We start from the raw sequence: 1,229 nt of genomic DNA, 5'->3' as shown, positions 1-1,229 counted from the left end.
AGCTGGTCGACGGCGGTGTGGCCGGTCAGGCCCAGGGTGAGGTCGAACTCCCCGAGCACGTCCTCGACCACCTGGCGCACGCCGGCCTCCCCGGCCAGGCCCAGCCCCCACACCCACGGCCGGCCCAGCAGCACCGCCCGGGCCCCGAGCGCGACGGCGACGAGCACGTCGGCGCCGCTGCGCACCCCGCTGTCGAAGAGCACCGGCATCCGGTCGCCGACCGCGGCGACCACACCGGGCAGCGCGTCCAGCGCCGCGATCGAGCGGTCGACCTGCCGGCCGCCGTGGGTGCTGACGACCACCCCGTCGACGCCCTCGTCGGCCGCCCGCCGCGCGTCGTCGGGGTGCAGCACCCCCTTGAGCACGATCGGCAGCCGGGTGCGCTCGCGGAGCCAGGCGAGGTCGGCCCAGGTGATCGAGGGCCGGGAGTAGATGGACAGGAAGGTCTCGACGGCGGCCCGGGGGAGGGGGGAGCGCAGGTTCTCCACCAGCGGCCCCGGCCAGGCGCGGGCCATGCCGACCAGCGCGCGGACGGCGGACAGCGTGGGCCGGGGCTGCGGGTCACGCGGCGCGCCGGCCGCGGCGGCCCGCTCCTCGACCAGCCGGCGGAACACCGGGTCGGAGGTGTACTGCGCGATCCCCTTGCCCAGCGCGAAGGGCAGGTGGCCGAGGTCCAGGTCGCGCGGGCGCCAGCCGAGCATCGTGGTGTCCAGCGTGACGACGACGGCCTGGCAGCCACTGCTCTCGGCCCGGCCCAGCAGGCTCTCCACCAGCTCGTCGGAGGTCGACCAGTACAGCTGCATCCAGCGCGGGGCGTCGCCCATCGCCGCGGCGGTGGTCTCCATCGGCACCGACGCCTGGTTGGAGAAGACCATCGGGACGCCGAGGGCCGCCGCCGCGCGGGCCACGGCCAGGTCGGCCTCCGGGTGCACCAGTTCCAGCGCGCCGACCGGGTCCAGCAGCAGCGGGGCGGGCAGGCGCCGGCCGAAGAGCTCGACCGAGGTGTCCCGGTCGCTCACGTCGCGGAGCACCCGCGGCACCACCGCCCACCGGTCGAAGGCCGCGCGGTCGGCGCGCTGGGTGTCCTCGTCACCGGCGCCTCCGGCCACGTAGGCGGAGGCGCGGGGGTCCAGCCGCCGCCGGGCCCGTTCGGCCAGCGCCCGATAGACGGTGGGCACCCGGGGGTGCCGGCCGTAGACGCCCGCCCGGTAGACGGTGTCCTGCCGCTG

The 1,229-nt window shown here is 77.1% G+C and carries 1 protein-coding gene; it reads right to left on the bottom strand.

The genetic code is table 11. The features are described 5' to 3' along the window. Positions 1–1,229: alpha-hydroxy-acid oxidizing protein (locus tag ACI79A_RS19630; protein ID WP_457085433.1), on the bottom strand; the 1,229-nt coding region annotated here is incomplete at both ends.

The sequence above is a fragment of the Modestobacter sp. SYSU DS0657 genome, assembly GCF_054050925.1.
The sequence above is the reverse complement of the archived record's forward strand: the minus strand, read 5'-3'. Positions and strand labels throughout refer to the sequence as shown.